The 18,310-nt window shown below is 43.8% G+C and carries 19 protein-coding genes; all 19 read right to left on the reverse strand.

Going from position 1 to position 18,310, the window contains the following annotated elements; all coding sequences use genetic code 11:
- Positions 1-169: 169 nt before the first annotated feature.
- The 19 genes from AC5FEC_RS03325 to miaA all read right to left on the reverse strand — a co-directional run bounded on the left by AC5FEC_RS03325 (position 170) and on the right by miaA (position 18,308).
- On the reverse strand, positions 170-328 hold the full coding sequence (locus tag AC5FEC_RS03325; protein WP_148881334.1) for a hypothetical protein: 159 nt from the start codon (positions 326-328) through the stop codon (positions 170-172).
- Positions 329-339: 11 nt separating this feature from the next.
- Positions 340-1,650, reverse strand: coding sequence for a GTPase ObgE (gene obgE, locus AC5FEC_RS03330; RefSeq protein WP_493661293.1), 1,311 nt, complete (start codon positions 1,648-1,650; stop codon positions 340-342).
- Between the two features lie 52 nt (positions 1,651-1,702).
- Positions 1,703-1,831 (reverse strand): DUF4044 domain-containing protein, encoded by a 129-nt coding sequence (locus tag AC5FEC_RS03335; protein ID WP_082757320.1) that lies wholly within the window; start codon positions 1,829-1,831, stop codon positions 1,703-1,705.
- A gap of 150 nt (positions 1,832-1,981) precedes the next feature.
- Positions 1,982-2,878, reverse strand: a complete 897-nt coding sequence (locus AC5FEC_RS03340) for a YihY/virulence factor BrkB family protein (RefSeq protein WP_217472602.1) — start codon at positions 2,876-2,878, stop codon at positions 1,982-1,984.
- A 57-nt stretch (positions 2,879-2,935) separates the two neighbouring features.
- Positions 2,936-3,793, reverse strand: coding sequence for a methionyl aminopeptidase (locus tag AC5FEC_RS03345; RefSeq protein WP_493661294.1), 858 nt, complete (start codon positions 3,791-3,793; stop codon positions 2,936-2,938).
- 59 nt (positions 3,794-3,852) lie between these two features.
- On the reverse strand, positions 3,853-5,130 hold the full coding sequence (gene spxR / locus AC5FEC_RS03350) for a CBS-HotDog domain-containing transcription factor SpxR (protein WP_187423900.1): 1,278 nt from the start codon (positions 5,128-5,130) through the stop codon (positions 3,853-3,855).
- Positions 5,123-5,674 (reverse strand): GNAT family N-acetyltransferase, encoded by a 552-nt coding sequence (locus AC5FEC_RS03355; protein WP_493661295.1) that lies wholly within the window; start codon positions 5,672-5,674, stop codon positions 5,123-5,125. The genes spxR and AC5FEC_RS03355 overlap by 8 nt, the downstream gene beginning before the upstream one ends.
- Before the next feature lie 33 nt (positions 5,675-5,707).
- A complete protein-coding gene (gene murA / locus AC5FEC_RS03360; protein WP_037615465.1) occupies positions 5,708-6,967 on the reverse strand; it encodes a UDP-N-acetylglucosamine 1-carboxyvinyltransferase in 1,260 nt (419 codons plus the stop codon).
- A gap of 262 nt (positions 6,968-7,229) precedes the next feature.
- Positions 7,230-7,910, reverse strand: coding sequence for a DnaD domain-containing protein (locus tag AC5FEC_RS03365; RefSeq protein ID WP_037615464.1), 681 nt, complete (start codon positions 7,908-7,910; stop codon positions 7,230-7,232).
- Between the two features lie 8 nt (positions 7,911-7,918).
- Positions 7,919-8,860 (reverse strand): homoserine O-acetyltransferase MetA, encoded by a 942-nt coding sequence (gene metA, locus AC5FEC_RS03370; RefSeq protein WP_037615463.1) that lies wholly within the window; start codon positions 8,858-8,860, stop codon positions 7,919-7,921.
- Between the two features lie 100 nt (positions 8,861-8,960).
- Positions 8,961-9,473 carry an adenine phosphoribosyltransferase gene (locus tag AC5FEC_RS03375; protein ID WP_037615461.1) on the reverse strand — a complete coding sequence of 171 codons (513 nt, stop codon included), beginning with the start codon at positions 9,471-9,473 and terminating at the stop codon, positions 8,961-8,963.
- A gap of 123 nt (positions 9,474-9,596) precedes the next feature.
- Entirely contained in the window at positions 9,597-11,816 is a 2,220-nt protein-coding gene (gene recJ, locus AC5FEC_RS03380) for a single-stranded-DNA-specific exonuclease RecJ (protein ID WP_493661296.1), read from the reverse strand.
- A 219-nt stretch (positions 11,817-12,035) separates the two neighbouring features.
- Positions 12,036-13,088, reverse strand: coding sequence for an acyltransferase family protein (locus AC5FEC_RS03385; protein ID WP_493661297.1), 1,053 nt, complete (start codon positions 13,086-13,088; stop codon positions 12,036-12,038).
- A 40-nt stretch (positions 13,089-13,128) separates the two neighbouring features.
- On the reverse strand, positions 13,129-13,839 hold the full coding sequence (locus AC5FEC_RS03390; RefSeq protein ID WP_493661298.1) for a methyltransferase domain-containing protein: 711 nt from the start codon (positions 13,837-13,839) through the stop codon (positions 13,129-13,131).
- A 6-nt stretch (positions 13,840-13,845) separates the two neighbouring features.
- Positions 13,846-14,601 (reverse strand): SDR family NAD(P)-dependent oxidoreductase, encoded by a 756-nt coding sequence (locus AC5FEC_RS03395; protein ID WP_493661299.1) that lies wholly within the window; start codon positions 14,599-14,601, stop codon positions 13,846-13,848.
- On the reverse strand, positions 14,598-15,527 hold the full coding sequence (gene rnz / locus AC5FEC_RS03400; RefSeq protein ID WP_493661300.1) for a ribonuclease Z: 930 nt from the start codon (positions 15,525-15,527) through the stop codon (positions 14,598-14,600). The genes AC5FEC_RS03395 and rnz overlap by 4 nt, the downstream gene beginning before the upstream one ends.
- Positions 15,528-15,537: 10 nt before the next feature.
- Positions 15,538-16,161, reverse strand: a complete 624-nt coding sequence (locus AC5FEC_RS03405; protein WP_493661301.1) for a cystathionine beta-lyase — start codon at positions 16,159-16,161, stop codon at positions 15,538-15,540.
- Positions 16,154-17,392: a GTPase HflX gene (hflX, locus tag AC5FEC_RS03410; protein ID WP_493661302.1), complete on the reverse strand. Its 1,239-nt coding sequence runs from the start codon at positions 17,390-17,392 to the stop codon at positions 16,154-16,156. The genes AC5FEC_RS03405 and hflX overlap by 8 nt, the downstream gene beginning before the upstream one ends.
- Before the next feature lie 31 nt (positions 17,393-17,423).
- Positions 17,424-18,308, reverse strand: a complete 885-nt coding sequence (gene miaA, locus AC5FEC_RS03415; protein WP_493661303.1) for a tRNA (adenosine(37)-N6)-dimethylallyltransferase MiaA — start codon at positions 18,306-18,308, stop codon at positions 17,424-17,426.
- Positions 18,309-18,310: the final 2 nt, after the last annotated feature.

Genomic DNA, 18,310 nt, shown 5'->3' on the forward strand with positions numbered 1-18,310 from the left:
AGCGAGTCTTTGTTGTTGCAGATAGTTCTTCCGCAGCAAGTTTCTACTTTATTCGTCAATTAGACTCCACAAAACTTGCCTGACGAAAACTACCTTCTTAGATTCCACTTCACTAGTCCGAGAAATTGTTTGAGGTTTACTGAAAAAACTTGTTTTAGCTTCGCTTTTCTTACTCTTCCTTCTTCTCTAGCTTTTCTCTCTCAAGGCGAAGTTTGCGATTTGGATTAAGCCGATTGAAGAGTTCCTCCAACTTTTTTGCATTCCAGACATCTGCTGCTGAGACAAAGTTCCCATTTTCGTCTCGGAAAGATATTGGTTTATCGCCCATCACAAATCTCCTTAGTCAACAAATTCAAACTCAAATTTGCCGATACGAACCAAATCGCCGTCCTTAGCACCGCGGGCACGAAGGGCATCATCAACGCCCATACCGCGTAGCTGACGGGAGAATTTCATGATGGACTCATCTCGGTCAAAGTTGGTCATTGTAAAGAGTTTTTCTAGTTTATCACCTGAAAGTACCCATGTAGCATCATCATCACGGGAGATTTCGAAGGCTGGTGCTTCTTCATCAAAGCCATAATAAGCTTCATCTTCCATATCCGCTTCTTCATAAAGCAGAAACTCAGGTGTCTTATCCAGCAACTCAGCTGTAGCATCTAGAAGAGTTGCAAGACCTTTCTTGGTCAGACTAGAAATAGGGAAAATCTGCGGCAACTCTTCAAATTCATCATAGTTGGCAGCCAGTTTTTTCTTGAATTCTTTCAAGTTTTCTGCGCTATCAGGCATATCCATCTTGTTGGCTACAATAATCTGTGGCCGCTCCATCAAGCGCAAATTATAGGATTCTAGCTCTTTATTGATCGCTAGGTAATCCTCATAAGGATCGCGCCCCTCACTGGCAGACATATCAATAACGTGCAAAATCACCCGTGTCCGTTCAATATGACGAAGAAACTGGGTGCCTAGGCCTACTCCCTGACTGGCTCCTTCAATCAAGCCCGGTAGATCGGCTACAGCGAAAGATTCCCCAGACTGAGTTCGAACCATGCCCAGATTAGGAACAATCGTGGTAAAGTGATAGGCTCCGATTTTTGGCTTGGCTGATGTAATCACACTCAGAAGGGTTGACTTGCCAACCGAAGGAAAACCAACCAGACCAACATCGGCCAGCACTTTTAGCTCCAGCAGTAATTCTCTTTCCTGACCTGGCTCCCCATTTTCAGAAATTTCCGGAGCAGGATTTTTAGGTGTAGCAAAGCGGATATTGCCACGTCCGCCACGGCCGCCATGCGCCACGATAAATCGTTGACCGTGCTCGATCAAATCCGTAATTACCTTGCCAGTTTCAGCATCACGCACGGTCGTCCCCTGAGGTACACGGACAATCAAATCCTCCGCTCCTCGACCATGCATTCCCTTAGTCATTCCTTTTTCGCCCGATTGAGCCTTGAAATGACGGTTGTAACGGAAGTCCATCAAGGTACGGAGACCTTCATCCACGACAAAAATCACATCGCCACCACGGCCGCCATCGCCACCCCAAGGTCCGCCATTGGGTACATATTTTTCTCGACGAAAGGCCACCATGCCATCGCCGCCCTTGCCAGCCTTGACCTGAATCTTGGCTGTATCTAAAAACATACTCATATAAATTCTCGCTTCTTTTTTACTCTAAAAAAACGCCTTGCAGCGTTTAGGATTAGAAGATTGCGCCGATAGCTGATGCAAAAATTGCACCGACCGTTACAAGTAACATAATTACCACGACCAGCATTGTCAATTTTTCAAATCCAGTTTTTTTACGTTGTCCATTATCTCCAAAAGCCACTTTATTACCTCTTTTACAAATTACTTCTTTTTATTTTAACATGAAAAAGCAGGTTTTTCAAATGGTAAGTGAGAGAAATGTCCAGAAGGCACTTTCAAACCTGTCAATTGCAGACCCTTTCAACTAAGCAGCCAAATGCTAAGAGGAAAGCTAGTCTTCCTTTTTTACAAAGGAAAAATTTCGCACTTTACCGACCTCAAATTCAGATTCCCGACAGCTTTGATAGCTTGCATTGAGAATAGCTCCGATAATCAACAGTTTAGCAATGATGATAAACCACACCATAATCACTACTACAATAATGGAACTGAAAAAGCGAACGTCAACCAGATGATTGACATACTTGTCCATGTAAGCCGAAAACAGATTCAGCAAGGCCATGATAGCGAATACAACAAAAGCGCTGCCCGGCAGAACATAGCGGATTTTGTTAATTTTCACATTGGGCAGAAAATAATAAAGCAAAGCTACAGTAACCAGCAGCAAGAAGTAAATCAATGGCTGAGTCAGATTTTGCAGATACAGATAGGTTCTTTCATCAATTTCCCAAAAATTGCGGATAAAGATCATCGACATATGCCCGAACATAGTCAAAAAAAGGGCAAAAGCAAAGAGCAGCTGGAGCCCCAAGCTGACTACTAGACTGAGCAGACGATGGGAAATGACTCCTCGACTTTTAGCAACTCCGTAAGCCTTATTAAAAGCCTTTTGCAAAAAGTTCATGGACTGTGAAAAAGTCCATAAGGCAGAAAGAATGGAGAAACTCAGCAAACCAGAAGAAGGTTGAGTCAAAACATCTCTGACAATTTTTGCTACTACCTCATAAAAAGTTTCTGGAAGCACATCTTCAATCACTTCCAAAAAGTCGGCTACTGGAATCTGAAAGTAGGGCAGGATATTGACGAGAATCAAAAGCAGTGGAAAGACCGAGATCAGTGAATAATAAGCCACTGCAATACTCGTAATGTCCGTCTCAGCTGATTGATAAAATCCAAAAAAAGCTCCTAAAAACTGATTCTTCCGAACCCTTTCAATCCATTTCTTCACTCCTAGCCTCCTTCAAAAAAGAAGGATTGAGAAATCCCTTCTCAACCCTTGCTGTTTTTAGTAAGTTCCTTCTTCACCCTGACTAGTCAAGATGCGAGGACCGTCTTTAGTAATCACAAACTGATGCTCATATTGGCAAGAAAGTCCGCCATCAAGGGTTTTATGAGCCCAACCTGTTTCATAATCCGTATCAATTTCCCAAGTTCCAGTTGAAATCATCGGCTCGATCGTTAAGACCATCCCTTCCCGCAGACGCAGGCCGCGACCAGCTCGGCCGTAATGAGGAACCATTGGTTCTTCGTGCATAGTTGGACCAACCCCGTGGCCAACTAGATCTCGCACGACACCATAGCCATGACTTTCAGCATATTCTTGAATTGCTGCGCCAATATCTCCAATACGATTGCCAACTTTTGCTGCCTCAATCCCCCGATAAAGGCATTCTTTGGTCACATCCATCAGCTTTTGGGCATCTGGACTGACCTGACCAACTGCGTAAGCCCAGCAAGAATCAGCTACACCGCCCCGAAATTCCACTGTGTGTTTTTTCATTTCAGCGACATTGTTAAAATCTAGCTTAGAGACATCCAATTCGGCTTTATCCACTAAACCAACAACCATGTCAACCTTGATCACATCACCTTCTACCAATCTCTGATGACGAGGAAAGGCATGGGCAACTTCATCATTAAGCGAGCAGCATGTCGCATAAGGATAATCCATGACGCTTCCTTCCACTCCAATCTGTAGGGGCAGAGCATTATCCTCTTTACAACGTCTGCGAACATATTCTTCAATTTCCCACATATCAAGGCCTGGCTTGATCAAATCTCGCAAACCAATATGGATAGAAGCCAGAAAGTCTCCGCTCTTGTCCATCAAGTCAATTTCACGTTGTGATTTTAACGTTATCATTCTATCTCCTGTCTGTAAGTTCTATTTTAAATCTTTTTTCGAATACAAGTCTAAATGCTTTAGTTAATCTTTACAGTAATGGTAGCCTTGGAAACCAGATTAGTCCCCAGAAGCATATCAAAATCAATAATAGCCGTTCGCCGAGTCTGACGAATAATTTGTGGCTGAACATGCAGGAGATCATCAATCTGCACCGCCTGAAAGAAATACATCATCATCTGATCGATGATTAGACTGCGGCCTCTATTTGACATCATCTGTTGCGTAATCCGAGTGATAATTTCCGTCAAAACTCCATTAGCCAGAACCCCATTTTGATCCAACATAAAAGGTTCAACGGTAAAGGAAAAAACATCATCCTGACGGCTAATTTTCTGCCCAACCTGTTCACTGAACGTTGGTAAGCTAGAAATCTGTGCCCGACTCATCTTTTCCATAATATCACGCCGGGTAATCACGCCCAATAAGGTCTGATTGCTACGCACAACCGGAATCATTTCAAAATCTTCCGCAATCATACGCTGGCTGATATTAGCAATATTGGCAGAAAGCCCCGTCATAAAGACTCTTCGAGTCATCACCTTATCTAGAGTTGTCAAAGGCGATTTGTCACCGGCATCCCGCATAGTTACGACACCCACGACCATTTGGTGCTGATTAATAACTGGAAAGCGACTGGTTCGGTTGCGACGAACCAAATCCAAGTAATCCCTCACCGTATCCGTATCGTGCAGAAAACCATATTCATGACTGGCCCGATAAACCTGTTCCACTGTCAGAATATCTGTTTTGATCTGGATATTGGATAAGGCTCTGTTAATCATGGTCGCCACTGTATAAGTATCGTGCTTGGTTCTAAAAACTGGAATTTCTTTACGATTGGCTAATTTTAAAACTTCTGGATCGACTTCAAAACCACCCGTCACCAGCACCGCATTCTCATTTTCAAGCGCCAGCATCTGAATCTGGGTTCGGTCTCCGACAATCAAGAGACCTCCTTCTGTCAGATAACGCAGAATGTTCTGTTCCGTCATAGCACCAATGGAGAATTTATTAAATTCTTTCTCCAAACCATTTTCTCCGGCCAGCACTTCCGAGCCAGTAATATCTACAATCTCCTTATAAGTCAGATGCTCTAAAACAACCTTTTTTGACTTAACCCGAACGGTTCCACTCCTAGGTCTGGTCTCAACAATTCCTTGATTTTCTGCCTCTTTAATCGCCCGATAAGCCGTCCCGTCGCTGACTCCTAAGTAATTTGAAATACTGCGAACACTGACCCTTTTTCCGATTGGAAGATTTTCAAGATAGGCTAAAATTTCCTGGTGCTTACTCATTAAAATCTCCTCTCTCATAGCTATATTCAATATAATCTCGCATTCTTCTTGTGTAGCGATCGCTTCCCTTAAACTGACGAAAGAGCTTAAAACCAGCTTTCTGCGCAACTTTCTGACTCGCTATATTTTCTGCATGCGTGACAATGCTCAGGCGCTTAAAACCAAATTTTGTAAAGGAAAGGAAAACTAGCTCACGGACAATTTCGGTCATCAACCCTTGTCCCCAATAGTCCTTCCTCAAAAAATAGCCTAATTCAGCTTCTTTTTTTATCTCATCCATTCTTTCAAATTTAATAGTTCCGATCATTTCGTTTGTTTCCTTATCACAAATAGCCCATATTCCCAAAGGATTTTTCATAAAATAATTAGCGATAAGATATTCACTTCCCTGCAGATTGCTTTCAGTCGGAAAAATAAACTCGGTGTTTTCTGGATTTGAAGCTATTTTATAAAGAGCTTTTGCATCTTCAAAAATAATCGGACGCAAAAACAAATGCTTCATTTCAATAAATGAAAAAGCTGCCAAATTTGTCCACAAATTCATATGCTTCCTCTATAAAAAATAAGCGACAATCGCTTATTCTTCGATGAGCTGGATATCTGCACCCAAGCTCCTTAATTTTTTAATAATATTGGAATAACCACGCAAGATAAATTCCACATTGGTAATTTCGGTCTGGCCTTCAGCCATCAGACCAGCAATAACAAGCGCTGCACCTGCACGGAGATCTGTTGCCTTTACAGATGCCCCATGTAGCTGATTTGGACCCTCATAAACAATCTGATTGCTGGCTGTAGAAATTCTACCTGACATTTTTGCCAACTCAGCGACATGATTTACTCGTTTTTCATAAATCGTATCAATGATTTTTCCATGACCACGCGCCGTCAGCAATAGTGGAGTAATCGGCTGTTGTAAATCAGTTGCAAAGCCTGGATAAGGAGAGGTTTTAATACTGATTGCTCTTAAATCAGTCTGTTTCTCAACAAAAACACTGTCCTCAGAAATCGTCATCCGAACGCCCATTTCTTCTAATTTAGCAATGAAGCTTTCCAAATGCTCATAGAGGACGTTGTTAATCTGGATTCCTTCTCCAATAGCAGCTGCTAAAGCGATATAAGTTCCCGCCTCAATCCGATCAGGAATGACTTGATGGCGGGTTCCGTGAAGTCTTTCCACACCTTCAATGATAATAATGTCTGTCCCTGCCCCACGAATATGAGCTCCCATATTGTTGAGCAAGGTAGCCACATCAATAATCTCTGGTTCACGTGCTGCATTTTCGATAATAGTCCGACCTTTGGCCTTAACTGCAGCCAGAATTGTATTGATGGTGGCACCCACACTGACCGTATCCATATAAATACTTGCCCCGACTAGCTGTTTGCCACCCGTTGACAGATTCATATAATTTCCATCCATGGTCATCTTTGCTCCCATGGCTTCAAAAGCCTTAAGGTGCAGATCAATCGGGCGGGGACCAAGATCACAGCCACCAGGCAGACCAACTGTTGCTTCACCATAACGTCCTAGCAAACTGCCATAAAAGTAATAGGATGCTCGCAAACTATTGATTTTACCAAAGGGCATCGGCATATTTTTAATGCCGCGTGGATCAATTTCTAAACTATCCTCTACCCGCTTAATACTTGCCCCCATTGCTTCCATGATATCAATCAAGCTATCAACGTCAGAAATATTGGGTACTCCATCAAGAATCACCGTATCATCCGCCAAAATCACTGCCGGAATCAATGCTACGACACTGTTCTTGGCACCATTAATGATCACCTCTCCTTTTAAGGGGCGACCACCATTAATCACAATTTTTTTCATATTTTAAAATAGGTTCTTTCAAATATTCATTTATAATCTATCTTTTCCCATTATACCATAACAGTTTGATTTTTCCTACATCAATATTTTACAATTTAGCTATGAAGGACATTTTTAGAGGAGAAACCCACATCTTGTCGCTGTTAGATTGGTTTTGCCGTTATAAAATATACTCTTAGTTTCTATATTTCTCTCTGATAGATAAGAAAAATCTGAATGAAACATTCAGATTTTAGTTCTATTATACAATAAAAAGTGAATCTCAGTCTTTCCAAAGATTCATAGCACTTAGAAAGTCGTCTGAAACGGTGATATTTTGTGGGCTGGTTGCCTCACGCTCTGCCCGCTTGGCTTCAACCTGAGCCAGACTAGTAATGCCCTCCCGACGCCAGTTACGCAAAATAGCTTGGATATATTTCCAGTTAGCCTTCCCATTAAAAACAGCCTCACGAAGCGCCGCTTTAACTAAGTCAGGATTTGTCTGATCGTCCTGAATCGTTTTGGTCAAATCTTCAATTTCAAAAGGTGTAAGTAAACGGCCCAATTCCTGCTGAAAAGTATCTACTAAGTCTTTCAAAATATTCTGCGCAGTCTTAACAGGCTGCTGATCTCCTGTCTTAGCTGACAAAATCTCATCCAGCTTTTCTAAGGCTGGTGAAGCATCAAAAATTACTTCCGTTTCACCATTCAGCTCGATAGTCTTATACTGCAAGAGTCCTTTTTCAGTTAAATGAGACATGGAGCGATTAACTTCTGTCAATGTCTTGCCAATATTTTCCGCAATTTGTCTCGGTGCAACTTCTTCGAGCGAAGTTGTATTTTGCAGATAGAAAAACTGCCAAACCAAAAAATCATCGCTGGAATCAAAAATCTCCTTGAAATGGAACAAAAGGGCGCTCGGAATAATTAAATTACCGGATTTAAAAGCTGATAAATACGTCATGTCACCTCTTATAAATAAGCAAAAAACGATACATCATTTTCGGGACTCTCCCAGTCAAAAGGAGTTTCCTGATAGACAGCATAATTGACCCAGTTGTTGAAAAAGAGAGCTGCCGCTAGGCTCCAGCGCAAACAAGGAGTCGAATTGACATCGTCATTCTTGAAATAATTTTCCGGAATATGCGGATTTTTCTCCGCTTTAAGATCACGGAAATATTCCTTAGCCAGAGTATCACGGTCGTATTCCATGTGACCAAAGCTGTAGACTTCTCGCAGATCGCGGCTAGCAAGCACAGACAGACCCGCATCTTCTCCATAAGAAAGAATTTCCAGATTTGTTAGATTCAGAATATCTTCTTTTAAAACCTCTGTATGCCGAGAATGGGGAACATAAAACTCATCGTCAAAACCGCGGAAAAGAAGATTGTTACTTGGTGCCGACTGGATATAGACCCCTGATAGTTTTCGTTCCATCTGATGTTTGTCAATACCATATCGGGCATAAAGCGCAGCTTGAGCTCCCCAACAGATATGTAGAGTCGAAAAGACATGAGTCTTTGACCATTCGATCACCTGCTGGAATTCCTCCCAATAGTCCACTGCCTCAAAAGGCAGATGCTCTACTGGCGCTCCCGTGATAATCAAGCCATCAAAGAAACGATTTTTGACCTCATCAAAGGTTTTGTAAAAGGTCTGCATGTGCTCTGCCTGAGTGGTCTTTGATGTATGAGAAGTCATATAAAGAAACTCAATAGTCAATTGCAAAGGCGTATTGGCCAAATGACGCAAAATCTGAGTTTCCGTCACCATTTTCTGGGGCATGAGATTGAGTACCAGAATATTCAGAGGGCGAATATCCTGATGGTCCGCCCGATCGTCATCCATGACAAAGATATTCTCAGAGCTTAAAATTTCAACTGCTGGAAGCTTCTTATCAATCTTGATAGGCATGAAAATATCTCCTTTTGTTTAATATACTCATTATACTCAAAGGAGATATAGTTTTCAATTATACTTTTTCTCTAACTAGATATAGTAATAAGCTATATCTTTAGTAATGCATCAATACCTTGTAGTCATAATTGCCGATTGCTTCGCGGCCCTTCAGCTCATCCAACTCGATAAGGAAGGCACAGCCAGCAACGATACCGCCAAGACGTTCAATCATCTCAATCGTCGCCTTCACTGTTCCACCAGTCGCAAGAAGGTCATCTACAATCAGAACGCGTTGACCAGGTTTGATTGCATCCGCATGCATGGTCAGAGTATCTACACCATATTCTTTGGCATAGTCAGCTGAAACGACTTCGCGAGGAAGTTTACCAGGCTTACGAACAGGGGCAAAACCAACTCCTAATTCAAAGGCAACTGGACAGCCTACGATAAAGCCACGCGCTTCTGGACCAACGATCATGTCGATCTGCTTGTCAGTCGCATACTGTACAATTTCACGTACAGCGTAGCTATAGGCATTCCCATCAGCCATCAAAGGGCTAATATCACGGAAGAGAATACCTTCCGTAGGGTAGTTTTCAATGGTTGCAATATAATCTTTTAAATTCATAATATACTTTCTTTCAAAAAAATTTTTTACTCTCTATTATATCATGTTTTATTCAAAAAGGCTGTAGCAGACTATCAAATATTTTAACATGTAAAATATTTGTAAAATACGGAGGTTTGTCGCTTATTTACCCATGAGATAGTCATAAATCTCCTGCACGGTGCCCAAAGCCATGAGTTCTTGCTCCTTGACCAGGCGCTTGAGGTCTTGATAAATGTGACTGCTGTCAATTTCTTTCTTTTCAGCTTCCTTATTGACTTTCATGACGCCTTCTGTGATGCTGACAAAGCCCAGTTCTTCAAAAATCTGAATCATTTTGACCAAGAGAATGGGGTCAATTTTCAGATAAGCTGCTAGGTCCTTGAGCTTATAGCGAACGTCAAATTCAGGGAACTTATAGATTGTCTTGTAAAGTTTAGCAAATTGCTCACGAGTACCATAACCGGTCAGATAGTAAGGCTTGGCAATCTCATTCTTAAAGTAAATAGCTTCGAAATCTTGAGACTGAAGAATCTTCTTCAAGAGCTGCAAATCATCAGGCAGGTCATAAACCACAACTGCTCTGCTATTTGACAAATCCGGCAATTCCTCTGTGAAACGCAAGACTGGAACCTTGTCAGGCAGCGTCGCATTTTTGCTGCGGATATTGAAAAGCTGAACACCGTCCACACGGGCATCTACCAGCATGAGCTGGAGACTGGTCTGTCCATTCCATTTATTGACAGAGAGGCTGACAGCTAGCTCCAGATTCTTGGTCTGGGCAAACTCTGTCGCCAAGCTTCCTTGCCCAAAAGCTACTACTTCAAAAGATGCATCTTCCTGAGAAATTTTCAGCTTGAGATGGCTATTGCCAGCCCCCATAGTCCGAGCATTGTCCACTTTAAAGTCCTTGAGGTAAAAAAGCGGCTTCTTATTGTCCATACCAAAAGGAGCCAGTTTTTCAAAGCTTTTGAGTGTATCGAGGGTTAGTTCTGGCAAGTACAACTCCTCATCCAAGTGCAGGGCTGTTTTGCCAGTCAAATCTACATCATTGTCTAAGATATAAGCTGTCAAGATATCAGCAAGCTCCAACAGTTTATCTGCTTCGAGAGTCATTCCAGCTGCTCCAGCATGGCCACCAAAGGCTACAAAAAGGTCACGATGGCTGTCCAAGGCCTCAAAAATATTGACCGCTTCAATACTGCGGGCGCTACCCTTAGCGATGCCATCCTCAATATTGAGCACTATGACTGGCTGGTGCAGCTCTTCCAGCAAGCGCCCAGCGACAATCCCTAGCACACCGGGATTCCAGCCTTCCTTGGCCAACACCTGCACTGGTCTCTTAGGGTCCAACATGGTTTGTGCTTCTTCATAAATCTGCTGGACGATTTCCTTGCGCTCGTCATTTTTCTGGTTGATCATGAGAGCAATGTCGCGAGCTTCTTCGTCGTCAAAGCCTGTCAAAAGCTCAACCGCTGGATTGGGATCATCCAATCGTCCTAAAGCATTGAGTCGGGGAGCAAGCTGGAAGCCAACCGTTTCTTCATCCAGTTCATCTGGCTGAATACCAGCGATTTTGAAGAGCTCCTGAAGTCCTACTCGCTGGGTATTTTTGAGAACGGAAAGTCCGTATTTGACCAGAACTCGATTTTCTTCTGTCAGACTGACCATATCGGCAATGGTGCCAATGGCAACTAAGTCCAAAAGTTCGACTTGGACTTCTTCCAGCAAGGCTGTTGCTAGCTTAAAAGCCACCCCACAACCAGCTAGATGCTTGAAAGGGTAATCCGCTTCGCTATGTTCCGGATGGACAATCGCATAGGCGTTTGGCAGCTCCTCAGGCATGGAGTGATGATCCGTCACGATGACATCCACGCCCAGAGACTGGGCCAGCTCGATAGCTTCAAGGCCAGCCACTCCATTATCTACTGTAATAATGAGCGAGATGCCTTGATTTTCAATAAAATATTTGTAAACACTGCTATTAGGACCATAGCCATCCGTAAAGCGATTGGGCAGATAAACCTGACACTCAGCCCCCAGCTGCTCCAAGGCTTCCTTGACAATCGATGCGGAGGTCATCCCATCAGCATCATAATCGCCGTAGATCAAAATCTGCTCGTAATTCTCAATCGCTGAGCGAATGCGCTCCACTGCCCTCTCCATATCATGCAGGTCATAAGGGTCGTGAAGCAGATCCAAACTAGGTTCCAAAAATTCCTGCAAGGCCTCTTCAGTCTGCACACCTCTCTGATAAAGAAGACTGGCAGCGGCGGGTTCTAGGCCAGCTTTCTTAGCCTTTTTTAAAAATTTTTCGTCTGTAAAATTAGTGGCAAACTGCCAGTCGTATTTTGAGCTAATCATGATAAGTGAAACACTTTCTCCGTTCAATCTTGTCTGAATATTATAACATGAAAAAGCAACAGAACAGAAGAAAAAGGCACGAATATTTCTTCTGTCCCATCACTTTATGATTTATCTTCCTCGCTCGGTCAAAATCTGGGTAAGAGCAATTTGGGTGGATTTTCTCTTACCAGTTAGGACTTCTCCAATCGGCATATCCGACTCACTAGCTTTCTTTCGTCATCCTATTCCCTTTGTAAGTCTTTGCTTCAAGAACAAGCGCTTCCGAGCCAATAAAATGACTTCTGCACTTAGATGAGTTAAGAGCAAAGTTAGCAAAAATACAATCCTTCCCTGCTGCCATTTGGCAAAATCGGTCTTCTGGAGCAGATAAAAAGAGGATTCTATAAAAATTGGATGCAAAAAGAAATATAAAACGCTCAATTCTTTAAGGTGATAAAGACGCCACTTTTGACCTACCTTGGTCCGTAAAACCCAATTCACCAGAAACAATGAAAAAATAGGCAAAGCCAAAAAGAAGTTCTTATCAATTCCTTGGTGAATAAAGACAATCCACCCATCTAGCAGCAAAAGAAGGCCAGATAAGAATAGCTTTTTCCCAAAATTGTCCTTGAAAAGGCTGAAATGACGATAATCATAAAGGAGATAGCCCAAGTAAATAAAAATAGGAGTATAGAAAATGCCATTTCGGGTGGTGAAGAAAACTTTAGCATAGGCATCAAATGACTGGGTAAGCCAGCTATTTGAAAAATAAGCGTAGTATGTCTCAATCGAGCCGATTACATAAAGCAAGAGTAAAAATATCCCCGTCTTTCTAGCACCCCATTTTCTATAAAAATAGTGAACAAGTAAAAGTCCTAAGAGAAAGGCAGGAATATACCAAAGCTGATAGCATAAACCGATATACAAAAGCCCAGCCAATAAGGCTAAAGGAGCATAATGTTTAGGGAGTGGAAGCGACCAAAAATAGGCCAAGGCATAAGGGATATAAATTCCGCTCCACAAAAGATACTGCTTCAAAACCCGCTTAATGTAGACCTTCATTTCCTTCTTCTTAGCCAAGCTGGATTTAAGTATAAAAGCTGAAGAAATTAAAAAGAAAGGGACCGCCATGCGGCCAAACATACTCTTCTGAATAAAATGTAGAGCTTCATGTTCAAAAAGCCTCTGGCAGTGAACCAGAATTACCAAAATTGAAGCCAGATACTGAAATAAACTTAGCATGGCGTAGTTGATCGGCTGCTCAGGCTCTCTGACATTTCTTTCTGCCATAAATAGTTCTCCCTAGGAAGATTGTGCTTAATAAATAGATTTAGTGCTTGCTCAGCCAAACATGCTGAAAGGCGGCGATGTCCCGATAAGGTGATTTGTTGCAGACAGCCAGCTCCATCTCAAGCATCTTTTCAGCCCAGTCAGGGGCCGTTTTGTAGTCATTGGATTGCAGCCCGTAAAAAATCCGTACTCCCTGATAATCCTCAACTTCTAATGGCAGACCTGAGATCATTTCCTGAACCTGATAGACCTTAGCAGCTCCCATGCTGTGGGTTTGATATTCCTGACCTGCCAAAAAATGCTGGGCCTTTTCTGGGTCATTTTCAAAAACCACTGTATGCATAATGCGCCCAACCTCGTGGTGCTTAACCAGAGAGATTTTGCCATTCTTTTTTAAGAGGCGAGAAAATTCTGCTAAATAAAGGGATGGCTCAGATACATACTCTAAAACATTATGGCAGATGATAACATCAAAAGACTGGACTGGCAATGTTTGCAGAACTTCTAGGCTACCTTGCAATTGCTCATAGGAAAAATTCTGCTTGCGCTCAGCAATCATTTCTGAGTTCGGCTCGATGGCGGTCACTTGGTTCTTTTCCGCTAGAAAATCAGCCACAATCCCAAAACCGCTACCGAAATCAAGAATTTTCTGGCCCTTAAGTGACTCTAGAAAGGCAAAAACAATATCATACTGAAGCTTGCCCCAAGGCGCCTGCAGATGAGCCTTGTAAGCTTGTAGATTAGCTGTCATAAAACCTCACTTGTAGTTAAACATATTGGCTGCCATCTTGTCGGCCATTCTTGGAAAAAGTGTATAAAGCTTATGAGCTAGATTGAGAATCCCAGGTAAATTAATTTCCCGCTTCTTTTTGCCAAAGGAGCTGACAATTTTGCTCACTACAAAGTCTGGCTCAAGCATATATTTGTCAACTGCTTTCACATAGGAGCCGTCAGGATCTGCCTGATCGAAAAAGGAAGTTTTGATAGGACCGGGATTTACCGTCGTGACATAGACCCCAAAAGGCAGAAGTTCCAAACGCAGGGCATTGGAAAAGCCAATTGCTGCAAACTTGGTTGCCGAGTAGAGACTGGACTTGCCACTAGCAATGAGGCCGGCCATACTGACGATATTGACGATATGCCCCTGACCTCTCTGCTTCATACGAGACCCAAAGATACGGGACAGATTCATCAGGGCAAAGGTATTGACCTCAAACATGGCCTCGATATCGCTTGAGCTGATTTTGTCAAATTCTTCAAAAATTCCATAGCCAGCGTTATTGACCAGGACATCGACAGGACCGTACTGGCTGTCAATCCGCTCAGCAAAGCTCTCCAAAGCCGAGCTGTCTGTAATATCCAGCTCCACTAGGTCAAGATTGTCATTTTCTCCATAGAGTTTTTCCAGCTTAGCCTTGCTTCGCCCGACCAAAATCAGTCGGTCATGGGGCAAGAGCTTAACCATTTCCTGAGCCAATCCACCGCTAGCCCCTGTGATGATGATGTTTCTCACAATTCAACCTCTTCCAAATCCTTGACCACATGGACATTGTCAAAGACAGCGCTGGCATCGCGACGCATTTGGCTAATGTCTTTCGATAAGAAACGCGCGCTGACATGATTGAGGAGGAGGCGCTTGGCACCAGCTTCCTTGGCTACTTCTGCTGCTTGCATATTGGTAGAATGCCCATGCTTGCGAGCCATCTTTTCATCTCCCTTGCCATAGGTTGCTTCATGGACCAGCACATCTGCTGATACAGCCAAGCGAACGCTGGCAGCAGTCTTCCGAGTATCACCTAGAATAGCAATGGTCTTGCCCGGACGAGGAGCTGAGATATAATCGGCTGCGATAATCTTCGTGCCATCTTCGAGGACGATATTCTGACCGTTCTTAACTTTACCAAAGAGGGGACCAAAGGGAACACCTGCTGCCCGCAGCTTATCCGCATCCAGCGTTCCTTCCAAATCTTTCTGCATGACCCGATAGCCCACACAGAAAATCGTGTGATCCAGCTTATCTGCATAAACAGTGAACTTGTCCGTTTCCATAATCTTGCCCAGACTGTTTTCATCAAACTCATGAAAATCAATCCGATAAGGCAGACGAGAACCAGACACGCGCAGGCTAGACAGGACAAAATTCTTAATACCTTTGGGACCAAAAATCTCTAGGTCCGTCTGCTCTTCATTAGCCTGAAAAGAACGACTGGATAAAAAGCCCGGCAAGCCAAAAATATGGTCGCCATGCAGATGCGTGATGAAAATCTTGCTGATTTTGCGCGGTTTAATCGTCGTCTCCAAGATCTGGTGCTGCGTCCCTTCGCCACAGTCAAACATCCAGACCTCATTGATTTCCTCCAAAAGCTTGAGGACAAGACTGGACACATTGCGGGCCTTGGAGGGCTGACCGGCTCCTGTTCCTAAAAATTGTAATTGCATGTTTTTCTTTCTAAATGATATAAATCATGGCAGAGCGATTCTGCGAGTGATAGTATTTCCTGCCAGCATAGGACTGAGCCAGCTGACTGACTTCATCTTGATTGTAGCCCAGAACCCTCTGGCTGCCATCAGCCAGCTGCTGCCAATCGGTCAAAGCAGTCAGAGCCTGACTATCCACGACTTGAGACTCAGCTTTGAGAGGTGCCATTTTTATTCTCCCAGCTTCTTCGTAGACCAAGTACTGGGGAAAGACTTGAGCGATTTCAAAGAGCAAGTCAGCTGTTACCGGCTCTGGCTTTTCAGGGAATACCAAGCCGACTTCCTCACTCTCATAGCAAAATCCATAGGATTTGCCAGAAAGATTAAGTCTTACAAAAGGTTTGCTTTCTACAAAGCTAGGCTCCGCATTCCACAAGTCCAGCGCTTGGCTGATTTCTAAAAAATAGGCTGTCGCGGCTTCCGGACTTTTCTTTTGATAAAGCTCTGCAAAGTAAGCGTTGATAACGCTGGGCGGCGGTGTGATGAAGCTAAGCTTCTGCTCCTCCGTCAGACCAGCCAATACTTGCTCTAAGTAAACCCTGTCTAGACTAGTAAAACCGCCGTATTTCAGGGCCAAATCAATATAATCAGTCATAAAATTCTTCCAGTTTCCATTTATTTTTCTCGGCAATCCAGCCTGAAATAGCTTCGACGTCGTCTATGTATTCTCGATTTCCGATAATCGCTACTTTCTCTAAATCATAAATCTTGTAAGCTTTAGCCGGAGCTACCTTGATGGTAAAAGGCAAAAAGAGCTCTTTCATCCGCTCCAGCAGGACTTGCTGCAAAACAGCCCTGCTATTGTCCGCCTTAGCCGAAATCAAAGAATAAGGAGTCAAGGTCGGAGTAAAATCCTCAGCCTTGTCCGCTTTGTTATAGAGAGTCAGCCGGGGAATATCCAGCATGTCCAGCTCTTTCATGATGTCCAGAACGGTCTTTTCATGTTCCTCATGATGAGGGTCGCTGGCGTCAATAACATGAACCAGCAAATCGACATTTTTACTCTCTTCCAGAGTGGACTTAAAGCTAGACACCAGCTCCGTCGGCAAATCCTGAATGAAGCCAACTGTGTCCGTCAGAGTGACATTGAGCTGGCCACTGAGATTGATGTTCTTGGTCGTGGCGTCTAGCGTCGCAAAGAGTTCATCGGCCTCATACTGACTCTTACTAGTCAAGCAGTTCATGATCGTAGACTTTCCAGCATTGGTATAACCGATGAGGCCGATTTTGAAAATACTGGACTCCAGTCGCTTTTCACGAACGGTAGCCCGGTTTTTCTCAACTGCCTTGAGCTGGCGCTCAATATCATGAATCTGATTGCGGACACTGCGTCGATTGAGCTCCAGCTGGCTTTCACCAGGCCCGCGGGAGCCAATTCCACCAGCCTGACGGCTGAGCATGATGCCCTGACCAACCAAGCGAGGCAGCAGGTACTTGAGCTGGGCCAGATGCACCTGCAACTTGCCTTCATGACTCCTAGCCCTCATGGCAAAAATATCCAAAATCAGCTGCATCCGGTCAATGACCTTGACCCCCAAACTTTCCTCCAGATTAACATTTTGGCGAGGTGTCAGACGGTTATTGACAATAACTGTCGAAATCTCTTCGGCATCAACCATCTGCCGGATTTCTTCTAACTTGCCAGAACCGACAAAGGTCTTGCTGTCATACTTTTCCCGCTTCTGGCTATAGGAACCAACTACCTCAGCCCCTGCCGTCTTAGCCAGACTTTGCAACTCCTCCATGGATAGGTCAAAATTCTCCGTGTCTGGTAGTTCCACACCGACCAGAAAGACACGCTCTATTTTTTTCTCTGTTTCTATCATTTCATATCCTTACTAAGACTTGGTCAGCCAGCTACTTGTCCAAAAACTTCCTAATGGCTTCCATGACCTGATTTTTATAGTCTGGATTTCCCACCTGATAAAAGGTTACAGACATCCGGTTGCGAAACCAAGTCAGCTGGCGCTTGGCGAAACGGCGGGTGTTCTGCTTGAGCTTGTCCACCGCCTCTTCTAGGCTCATCTGACCTTCAAAGTAGGGGAAAAGTTCCTTGTAGCCGATACCCTTACTGGCTTGACTGGTCGGGGCTTGCTCGTAAAGCCAGCGGGCTTCTTCTAAAAGTCCGGCTTCCATCATCAGATCTACCCGCTGATTGATCCGCTCATAAAGTCGCTCCCGCTCATCATCTAGACAAATCAGCAGAGCTTCATAGTCTGGAAGATTGTTTTCTAGTTGCCCGCCTAACTGAGCAATCTCTAGCGCCCTCATAGCCCTGCGTCGATTTATCTGAGGAATCTCGATACCCAGCTCTGCTATTTTCCCAAACAAAGCTTCATCTGACCAAGTATCCAGCTGCGACCGATAGGCCAGAATCTCCTCGTGAGGGACGGAGCCGCCCAGATGGTAGCCCTCGAGCAAGCTCTGGATATAGAGCCCTGTGCCGCCGCAAATGATGGGAAGCTGTCCTTGAGCTGCAATCTCACGAATAGTCTGAGACGCCTCAGTCACAAAATCATAGGCCGAGTAGCTTTCTCCAACCTCCCGCACATCCAGCAGATGATGGGGAATGCCCTCTTGCTCTTCAGGACGAATCTTGGCCGTGCCAATATCCAAGCCACGATAGACCTGCTGGCTATCACCGCTGATGATTTGGCCATTGAAGCGCTTGGCTACTTCGATACTCAGAGCCGTTTTCCCAACTGCCGTCGGCCCCACTATTACAATTATCTTGGTTTTCATCG

It is taken from the genome of Streptococcus sp. STC1396 (assembly GCF_058933875.1).

Coding starts and splice junctions, on each gene's coding strand:
- AC5FEC_RS03325 (WP_148881334.1), bottom strand. CDS start 328: ATGGGCGATAAACCAATATCTTTCCGAGACGAAAATGGGAACTTTGTC.
- obgE (WP_493661293.1), bottom strand. CDS start 1,650: ATGAGTATGTTTTTAGATACAGCCAAGATTCAGGTCAAGGCTGGCAAG.
- AC5FEC_RS03345 (WP_493661294.1), bottom strand. CDS start 3,793: ATGATAACGTTAAAATCACAACGTGAAATTGACTTGATGGACAAGAGC.
- spxR (WP_187423900.1), bottom strand. CDS start 5,130: ATGAGTAAGCACCAGGAAATTTTAGCCTATCTTGAAAATCTTCCAATC.
- AC5FEC_RS03355 (WP_493661295.1), bottom strand. CDS start 5,674: ATGAATTTGTGGACAAATTTGGCAGCTTTTTCATTTATTGAAATGAAG.
- murA (WP_037615465.1), bottom strand. CDS start 6,967: ATGAAAAAAATTGTGATTAATGGTGGTCGCCCCTTAAAAGGAGAGGTG.
- AC5FEC_RS03365 (WP_037615464.1), bottom strand. CDS start 7,910: ATGACGTATTTATCAGCTTTTAAATCCGGTAATTTAATTATTCCGAGC.
- metA (WP_037615463.1), bottom strand. CDS start 8,860: ATGCCTATCAAGATTGATAAGAAGCTTCCAGCAGTTGAAATTTTAAGC.
- AC5FEC_RS03375 (WP_037615461.1), bottom strand. CDS start 9,473: ATGAATTTAAAAGATTATATTGCAACCATTGAAAACTACCCTACGGAA.
- recJ (WP_493661296.1), bottom strand. CDS start 11,816: ATGATTAGCTCAAAATACGACTGGCAGTTTGCCACTAATTTTACAGAC.
- AC5FEC_RS03385 (WP_493661297.1), bottom strand. CDS start 13,088: ATGGCAGAAAGAAATGTCAGAGAGCCTGAGCAGCCGATCAACTACGCC.
- AC5FEC_RS03390 (WP_493661298.1), bottom strand. CDS start 13,839: ATGACAGCTAATCTACAAGCTTACAAGGCTCATCTGCAGGCGCCTTGG.
- rnz (WP_493661300.1), bottom strand. CDS start 15,527: ATGCAATTACAATTTTTAGGAACAGGAGCCGGTCAGCCCTCCAAGGCC.
- AC5FEC_RS03405 (WP_493661301.1), bottom strand. CDS start 16,161: ATGACTGATTATATTGATTTGGCCCTGAAATACGGCGGTTTTACTAGT.
- hflX (WP_493661302.1), bottom strand. CDS start 17,392: ATGATAGAAACAGAGAAAAAAATAGAGCGTGTCTTTCTGGTCGGTGTG.
- miaA (WP_493661303.1), bottom strand. CDS start 18,308: ATGAAAACCAAGATAATTGTAATAGTGGGGCCGACGGCAGTTGGGAAA.